The organism is Streptomyces sp. N35, from assembly GCF_016464295.1.
GTDB lineage: Bacteria > Actinomycetota > Actinomycetes > Streptomycetales > Streptomycetaceae > Streptomyces.
This window is the reverse complement of the sequence record NZ_JAEIMH010000007.1, coordinates 165,727-173,570: the sequence shown is the minus strand read 5'-3', so window position 1 is coordinate 173,570 and position 7,844 is coordinate 165,727. Positions and strand designations below refer to the sequence as shown.

General features: G+C 72.6%; 5 protein-coding genes and 1 pseudogene. 4 read left to right on the top strand and 2 right to left on the bottom strand.

Annotated features, from left to right (window positions below):
* Positions 1 to 195: 195 nt before the first annotated feature.
* Positions 196 to 651: pseudogene (locus JAO81_RS43635) on the top strand (serine hydrolase); the annotation flags it as partial.
* Between the two features lie 113 nt (positions 652 to 764).
* On the opposite strand, the gene JAO81_RS06550 reads toward JAO81_RS43635, so the two are convergent.
* Positions 765 to 1,748, bottom strand: coding sequence for a DUF4184 family protein (locus JAO81_RS06550; protein WP_307813186.1), 984 nt, complete (start codon positions 1,746 to 1,748; stop codon positions 765 to 767).
* 303 nt (positions 1,749 to 2,051) lie between these two features.
* On the opposite strand from JAO81_RS06550, the gene JAO81_RS06545 reads away from it, so the two are divergent.
* The 3 genes from JAO81_RS06545 to JAO81_RS06535 all read left to right on the top strand — a co-directional run bounded on the left by JAO81_RS06545 (position 2,052) and on the right by JAO81_RS06535 (position 5,073).
* Positions 2,052 to 3,737, top strand: a complete 1,686-nt coding sequence (locus JAO81_RS06545) for a lytic transglycosylase domain-containing protein (protein WP_199546792.1) — start codon at positions 2,052 to 2,054, stop codon at positions 3,735 to 3,737.
* Between the two features lie 182 nt (positions 3,738 to 3,919).
* The gene (locus tag JAO81_RS06540; RefSeq protein WP_107407016.1) at positions 3,920 to 4,054 is read left to right on the top strand and encodes an SPW_0924 family protein; all 135 of its coding nucleotides are present in this window, start codon (positions 3,920 to 3,922) and stop codon (positions 4,052 to 4,054) included.
* 14 nt (positions 4,055 to 4,068) lie between these two features.
* Positions 4,069 to 5,073, top strand: a complete 1,005-nt coding sequence (locus JAO81_RS06535) for a DUF3068 domain-containing protein (RefSeq protein WP_199546791.1) — start codon at positions 4,069 to 4,071, stop codon at positions 5,071 to 5,073.
* Here JAO81_RS06535 and hrpB read toward each other — a convergent pair whose 3' ends face one another.
* The gene (hrpB, locus tag JAO81_RS06530; protein WP_199546790.1) at positions 5,074 to 7,713 is read right to left on the bottom strand and encodes an ATP-dependent helicase HrpB; all 2,640 of its coding nucleotides are present in this window, start codon (positions 7,711 to 7,713) and stop codon (positions 5,074 to 5,076) included.
* Between the last annotated feature and the right edge of the window lie 131 nt (positions 7,714 to 7,844).

Genomic DNA, 7,844 nt, shown 5'->3' with positions numbered 1-7,844 from the left:
CCCCCACACCCCCCCCCTCCCCCCCCCCCCCGTCACCCCGCCCCCGGCGCCGGGAGCCCCAAGGCCCCCCGGTCGGCTTTGTCGTCCCGGACGGGCACCGTCTCGGTGGCGGTGCACGACGACGCGAGCGATCTGTGGTGTGCCATCGACGCGAACCGGCACTACGACTCGGCGAGCGTCGCCAAGGTGCTGATCATGGAGACCGTCCTGTGGCGGGCCGAGCAACTGCGCCGCAAACTCACGCGGTTCGAGACCCGCCGTATCCCACCGATGATCCAGGTCTCCGACAACGGCTCCGCCTGGCAGCTCTGGCAGGACCTCGGCCCCAGCCGTGTCGAGCGCTTCCTCACCAAGGCCCGGGCCACGGCCACGACCCCCGGCCCCAACGGTCTGTGGGGCCTGACCCGCACCACCGCCCTGGACCAGATGCGGCTGCTCGGCGTGCTCACGGAGGCCCGCTCGTTCCTGCGCTCGCGGGCGTACGGCCTGAAGCAGCTGCAACAGGTCAGGGCGGACCAGCGCTGGGGCGTGCCGGCGGGCATGGCCAAGGGGGTCACGGCCCACCTCAAGAACGGCTGGCTGCCCCGGACCACGCACGGGTGGCGGGTGCACAGCGTCGGCGCGTTCACCGGGAGCGGTCGGACGTATCGCATCGTGGTGCTCAGCCATGACAACCCGACGATGGCGTACGGGGTGCGGACCATCGAGCGGGTCGCCCACGCCGTGCACCGCGCGCTGAACAAGGGGCGTGCGGCCGGGCAGGGCTACACGCCGCAGAGCGAGATCAGCGAGCAGCCGGACGGTTCTGTTCCGCCCGGTGCGGATCCGGGGAGCCGGGCGGACGCTCCGGCCCGGGGGGGGGGGGGGGGGCGGGCCGCCCGCTCCGCCCGGGGGCCGGGGCGACGGCTCACCGCCGCAGACGGATCCCCCTGGCCCGACCGCACCCTGACCACCACCGCGTACCCGAGCAGCCCCACCACAAGGCCCGCCCCGGCGCCGAAGCACAGCGTGGGGATGATCTCCCAGGGCCTCTCGGGGAACCCGCCCCAGTAGTCCAGCCAGCGCGCGGTGCGGTGCGCCGCCCCGAGCAGTACGCACCCACCGATGAGGGCGAGCGCGCCGATCCGGGCGCGGCGGGTGAGCGGCGGCAGGCCGGCCGTTTCCGCGTCCGGACACCGGCGAAGCGCCGAGACCGCGAAGCAGGCCACGGCGAACAGTGCCAGTGCCGAACCGCCGTACTGGAAGTACCAGAAGAGCGGCTGCCCGCCGAACTCCTCGTCGAGCACCGGCAGCAGCTCGCTGCCCCACCGGTCGTGATGGGTGAACGCATCCCACACCGTGTGCGTCGCCGCACCCAGCACCGCGGAGACGTACCCCCACAACAGCAGTGGCCCGAGCGGGCGTTCATGCCATCCGCGCCCCCGGACGAGGCCGAGGATCCGTCCCTGCCAGGTCCGCGGGAGCAGCGCGACGACCGGTTCGCGCAGCAGCAGCCACGCCCCGACGAGCAGCGCCGCGATCACGGCATCCGCGGTGAGCACCCCGACCCAGGAATGAGTGAAGGAGCCGAATTCCATCCCGCCGGGCACCCCGCTCGCCGCGAAGTAGGTGAGGTCCGGCGCGAACGACCCGGCGATCATCACCGACGGCAGCAGCGCCCCGCGTCCGGTCCCGTCCCTGCGTACCAGCGGCAGTACGGCGGCGGCATGGCTGAGCGTGAACGGCAACGGGGCTCCTAGGACGGGCATACGGCGGCGTGCACTGAACGAGAACGACTACATCGTGATCGACGACGAACCGCGCCGCCCCCCGGTTCCCGCGATCCGCGCCCCTCGGTTCCCGCGATCCGCGCCCCCCGGTTCCCGCGAACCGTGTCCGCTCAGCGCGACCTCGGGCACCGTAGGAGCGAACTTTCCGAGTGCGCACACGTGGCCATCCGCCAACAAACCGGACAGGAACCTGTTTCTGCGCAAAGGAAGTTGTCGTAGGGTCGCGTGCGTTGGCGCGTGGGAGCGCGCGCCGGGTGGGAACACGGGAGGGGAACCGTAGGCATGCGAGCGCTTTTCGGCAAGCGGATGCGCAAGACAACGGCAGCGGCCGCGGTGGCCGCGGCGGCTTTCGCCGCGCTCTCCGCCTCCCAGGCGCCCGGCGTCACGGACGTCCCGTCGGGCGGACGTCAGTCCACCGGCACGGCCGAGGTGCCCGACTCCGCGAGCGGTGACGACTCGTACTTCACGGAGCTGCCGCCACTCGCGTCGCCCGAGCCGAACGACCCCGACGCGCCGGAAAGCGACGACGTCGGCATACCCAAGACCCCCCTGGACGCCTACAAGAAGGCCGCGGACGCGCTGCGGGCCGACAACCCCGGCTGCAATCTGCCCTGGGAACTGCTCGCCGCCATCGGGCAGGTCGAGTCGGGCCACGCCCGCGGCGGCAAGGTCGACGCCGACGGCACCACCCCCTCGCCGATTCTCGGCCCCCAGCTCAACGGCAACGGCTTCGCCAACATCACCGACACCGACGGCGGTCTCTACGACGGGGACACCGTGCACGACCGTGCGGTGGGCCCGATGCAGTTCATCCCGCAGACCTGGGCGACCTGGGGCCAGGACGGCAACGGCGACGGCAAGGACGACCCCAACAACGTCTACGACGCGGCGCTCGCGGCCGGCAAGTACCTCTGCGCCAACAACCGTGACCTGTCCACGAGCGCCGGTCTGCGCCAGGCGATCCTGAGCTACAACCACTCGACGGACTACTACAACACGGTCAAGTCGTGGATGGAGCGCTACCGCAAGGGTGCGGGCGAGGTCGAGGACGGTACGGGCCACGTGCCGGACAACCGCAGCGACGACAACCTGCCGGACCCGGATCCGACCCCGGGCTCGTCGTCCAACCCGACGCCGGGCGGCGGCGGTGGCGGCAACACGAACCCCGGCGGTGGCGGCAGCACCCCCAGCCCCGGCGAGACTCCCGACCCCGGCGAGTCCCCCGACCCGACCCCCTCTCCCGACCCTGACCCCACCCCCACCCCCGAGCCGGTGGCGCAGCTCGACGAGTCGGGCAGCACCACGTTCACCGCCACCGAGGGCACCACCTTCGCGGACACACCGACCGTCAAGGCGGCCACGGCGTCCGGTACGGGGGTCGGCAAGGTTCTCGTGCGGTTCGAGATCGTCGGTGACACCGATGCGTCGTTCGGCGGCAGCAAGGTCGCCGAGGTCAGGACGGGTGTCAACGGCCAGGCGAGCGCCCCCGCGATCCAAGCGGGCGAGCAGACCGGCGAGTTCGGCATCCGTGCCACCACCAAGGTGGGCCTGCGTGTCCTCACCGCCGAGTTCACCGCGACCGTCACGGCCCGCCAGGCCGACGCGCTCACCAGCGCCACCGCCGCGCTGACCGGCGCGCCGGGCGCCCAGTTCGCCGAGACCGTCGAGGTGAAGGCCACCCTGGACGGTGCCGCCGCGGCGGGCGTCGAGGTCACCGCCAAGATGATCAAGAACCCGGAGGGCGACCTCAACGACGCCGGCCCCTACTTCAAGGACGCCGACGGCAAGGCCGTCCGTACCCTGACACTCGCCACGGGAGCCGACGGCACGCTGAAGCTGCCGGCGATCTTCGCGGACGACACGGCCGGTACGTACACGCTGCGGCTCCTCGCGCCCGGCGGCGGCAAGCTCGACATCGAGCTGAAGGTCGCGGTCGCCGAGTCACCCTCGCCGAGCCCCTCTCCGTGACCCCCTCTCCGTGAGCCCCGCGGACAACTCGTAGCGGCACCACACAACTTCACACCCGTCACCGCACCGCCCCTGAACCGAAACCCGGATCAGGGGCGGTGTGACGTGTTCTCATCTCGCCCCCGCGTTGCTACGGTGCCCCGACCCTGACGCCGTATCAGATTCCTGGGAGGGGGCCGGATATGCGCGCTCTGATAGCAGCGGGGATCGGTCTCGCCGTAGCGCTCGCGCTGGTTCTCACCATTTCCTCGATGGAGGCGCCGCCCGGCAAGACCTCGCCGAAGCCTCTGCTCACCACTGTCCCCAAACACCCGTAGGGAGGGCCGCCGCGATGCGCCGCAAGGCCAGCCTCATCCTTCTCGGCTTCGCCGTCTTCTTCGCGGCCCTCTCGCCGCTGATCCGGTTCTACGCGTTCCCCCGGCTGGCGAAGGTGCCGGCGAACCAGTACCAGATCATGGTTCTCGAGGCGAAGGACGCGACGATCTTCGACATGGGGAAAGGGGTGAAGAAGACCGATCTCTCGATCGTGCAGACGCTCAAGGGCAATGTGGAGGAGTCCGAGAAGATCGAGGAAACGGCCGGCCGCGATGTCGTGGTGTGGGACGGTCTGTCCTACGCGCAGGATTCCGACGGCAAGATGGTCACGATGATCCCCGAGCGCTACATCTTCGACGCGCACTCCTCGGAACCGATCCACGCGACGGGCGAGATGGCCGACAAGCAGCCGGTCAAGCGCGAGGGCATCGAGTTCAAGTGGCCGTTCCTGACGGAGAAGCGGGACTACGAGTACTTCGACGCGCGCAGCCGCACGACCAACCCCATCCACTACAAGGGTGAGCAGAATTTCCGCGGCGTCGATGTCTACTACTTCGAGCAGACCATCCCGTGGCAGAAGGTCGACTTCCCCAGCACGATGCCCGGCGGTATCCCGCCGGAGCAGATGAAGGGGACCGGTACCGAGATGTGGTACACCACGGTTCGCAAGTTCTGGGTCGATCCCACCAGTGGCGCTCCGGTGTACGGCGAGGAGATCCACAAGGAGGAGATGCGGGGCGGCTCGCTCGTGGAGGGCCTTGCCCCGGGCAAGGACCGGCTCACCGTCTTCGACGGACACGTCAAGATGCGCGAGGACTTCATCAAGTCCACCGTGGACCTGGTCAAGTCGCAGCGGCAGCTGGTGCTCGCGATGACCACGTACATCCCGTGGGGCTTCGGCTTCCTCGCCCTGGTGCTGCTCTCCCTGTCGCTCTGGCTGGAGGCCCGCAGCCGCCGCCCCGGCGACGATCCGGAAGCGACCGACGACCGCGCACCGGAGCCCGAACCCGCCGGCGTCTGATCAACGCTCCCTGCGCAGGCGGGCGTTGGTGAACCGGGTAGGTTCCGCGCCCGCCGGGTCCTCGGGCCACGGATGCTTGGGGTAACGCCCGCGCAGCTCGGTCCGTACCGCCTGATAGCCCGTCCGCCAGAACGAGGCCAGATCGGCCGTCACGGCGGCGGGCCGTCCCGCGGGTGACAGAAGATGCACGAGCACCGGCACGCCCGCGATCTCCGGTGTCGCGGCCAGTCCGAACATCTCCTGCACCTTTACCGCCAGTACGGGCTGTCCGGGATCCGTGTAGTCGATCCGTACGGACGACCCGCTCGGCACCGTCAGCCGCTCGGGCGCCAGCTCGTCGAGCCGGGCGGCGTCACCCGTCGCCCAGGGCAGCAGCCGGTTGAGCGCCTGCCCGGCGTCGATCCGCGCGAGGTCCCCGCGCCGCCGCGCCTTGGACAGCTCGGGCTCCAGCCACTCGTCCGCGCGCGCCAGCAGGGCCGCCTCGTCCATGCCGGGCCACGGCGCGCCCAGCCGCCGGTGCAGAAAGGCCAGCCGCCGTCTCAACTCCCCGGCCTTCTGCGACCACTTCAGAAGTACGGTGCCCTCCTCGGCCAGCCCTTGGAGCAGCGCCTCGCGTACGAGGACGGGGTCCGGGTCGTCGAGCGGGCGCACCCGCAGCTCGATCGCGCCGAGCCGCTCCACCCGCCGGGCGACCACGTCACCGTCCGCCCAGCCGACCTCGGCGCCGCTGCTGTGGAGCGGCGCGGCGGCGGCGCGTGCCGCGTCCTCGTCGAGCACGGCCGCAAGGCGTACGCGGGCGTGCGCCGAGCCGACGGGCCGGTCGGCCACGGCGACGGCGATCCACTCGGAGCCGAACAGCGGGGAGCCGTCGGGGAGTTCGGCCGCGGTGCCGGAGGCCATGAGATAGCTTCCTGCGCCCTTGGAGCGCGCGACGCGCTCCGGGAAGGCCAGGGCGGTGATGAGGGCGGGGGCGCGGTCCTCGGCGGAAGGGCCCTTCCCGGAGGATCCCTTCACCGAGGAGGCGGGCTCCTTTGCGGGGGAGCGGCCGTGCGCCGGGTGCCGGCTCGGCGCGCCGGAGTCCGCCCTCTCCAGTGCCGAGCTGAGCCTGCGGGTCTCCGTGCGCCAGCGGGCGCCGTACGCATCGCCGCCGCGGCGGGCCGTGCGCAACGCCGCCGCCAGGTCGTTCCCGTACTCCCGCGGCGGCTCCTCGCTGAGCAGCGCCACCACCTCGGCGGCCGTCCGCGCACCGAGCTCGCGCGCACCGTCGAGGAGCGCACGGCCCAGGCGCGGATGCAGGCCCAACCGGGCCATCCGCAGGCCTCGTTCGGACACCGGGCCATGTGTGTCCAGGGCCCCGATCGCCGTCAGAGAACGGCGCGCCGCGGCCATCGCGCCGGCCGGAGGCGGATCGAGCAGAGCGAGCCCGGAGGCGTCCGGGTCGCCCCAGCAGGCGGCCTGCAGAGCGAACGCGGTCAGATCCGCGACCTTGATCTCCGGCGCGGGGAAGCGGGTCAGGCGCCCGTCCTCGGCCTGGTCCCAGCAGCGGTACACGGCGCCGGGGGCCTCGCGTCCGGCCCGTCCGGCACGCTGACGTCCCGCGGCCTGCGACGCCCGTACGGTCGTGAGCGCGCTCAGCCCCCGTGCGTGGTCGGTACGCGGCTCGCGCGCGAGCCCGGAGTCGACGACGGTCCGTACGCCGGGGACGGTCAGGGACGACTCGGCCACGGAGGTCGCCAGCACGACCCGGCGCCGCTCGCCCGGGGCGAGCACCGCGTCCTGCACGGCGGCGGGCGCGCGGCCGTGCACCTGGAGCACGTCCACCCCGCCGAGCTCGCCCAACTGCCCCGCGACCCGGGCGATTTCACCGACGCCGGGCAGGAAGCACAGCACATCGCCCTCCCGCTCGGCGAGGGCGCGGCGGACCGTGCCCGCGACATGGGTGAGCAGCGCGGGGTCGACGCGCATACCGTGCGGCGGGCGCACGGGGCGGGCCGGTGGCGCCCAGACGACCTCCACGGGGTGGGCCGTGCCCCGCGCCTCGACGACCGGGGCGTGTGCTGCGCCCGCTGCGTCTGGTCCGTCCGGTCCGTCCGGTCCGTCAGCTCGGCCGCCGAGGAGGCGGGCCCAGCCCTCGGCGTCGGTGGTCGCCGAGGCGGCGATCAGCTGGAGCTCGGGACGGAGGGTCTCCCGTACGTCCAGGAGGAAGGCCGCGACCGTGTCGGCGTCCAGGTGCCGCTCGTGGCACTCGTCCAGGATGACGAGATCCACGCCGCTCAACTCCTGGTCGCGCTGCAGGCGTTGGAGCAGGACGCCGGTCGTGACGACCTCGACCTTCGTGTCGCGGCCCACGTTCCGCTCGCCGCGGACGGTGAAGCCGACGCGCTCACCCACCTGCTCGCCCAGGAGCCACGCCATGCGCCTGGCTGCGGCGCGGGCGGCGATCCGCCTCGGCTCGGCGACGAGGACGCGGCGCGGTTCGCCCCGGCCGAGGAGGCCCGCGAGGGCCAGGGGGACGAGGGTGGTCTTGCCGGTGCCGGGCGGGGCGCAGAGGACGGCGGTGCCGTGGGCGGTGAGGGCCGCTTCCAGGGCGGGCAGGGCGGTGCGGACGGGCAGGTCGGCCAGTGCGTCGGTGCGGATCACGTCGTCCAGTGTGGTGGACGGGTGCGGGTGGGTGGGGGCGCGGGTGGGCGCCTGCGGCAGGCTTTTTTCCCCCCCCCCCCCCTCCCCCAAAACGCCGGCGGCGCCCCCCCCCCCCCCCCCCGTCCCGCCCC

What these genes read in the sequence shown, in the direction of transcription:
- JAO81_RS06550 (WP_307813186.1), bottom strand. Translation starts at nt 1,748, where the DNA reads ATGCCCGTCCTAGGAGCCCCGTTGCCGTTCACGCTCAGCCATGCCGCC.
- JAO81_RS06545 (WP_199546792.1), top strand. Translation starts at nt 2,052, where the DNA reads ATGCGAGCGCTTTTCGGCAAGCGGATGCGCAAGACAACGGCAGCGGCC.
- JAO81_RS06540 (WP_107407016.1), top strand. Translation starts at nt 3,920, where the DNA reads ATGCGCGCTCTGATAGCAGCGGGGATCGGTCTCGCCGTAGCGCTCGCG.
- JAO81_RS06535 (WP_199546791.1), top strand. Translation starts at nt 4,069, where the DNA reads ATGCGCCGCAAGGCCAGCCTCATCCTTCTCGGCTTCGCCGTCTTCTTC.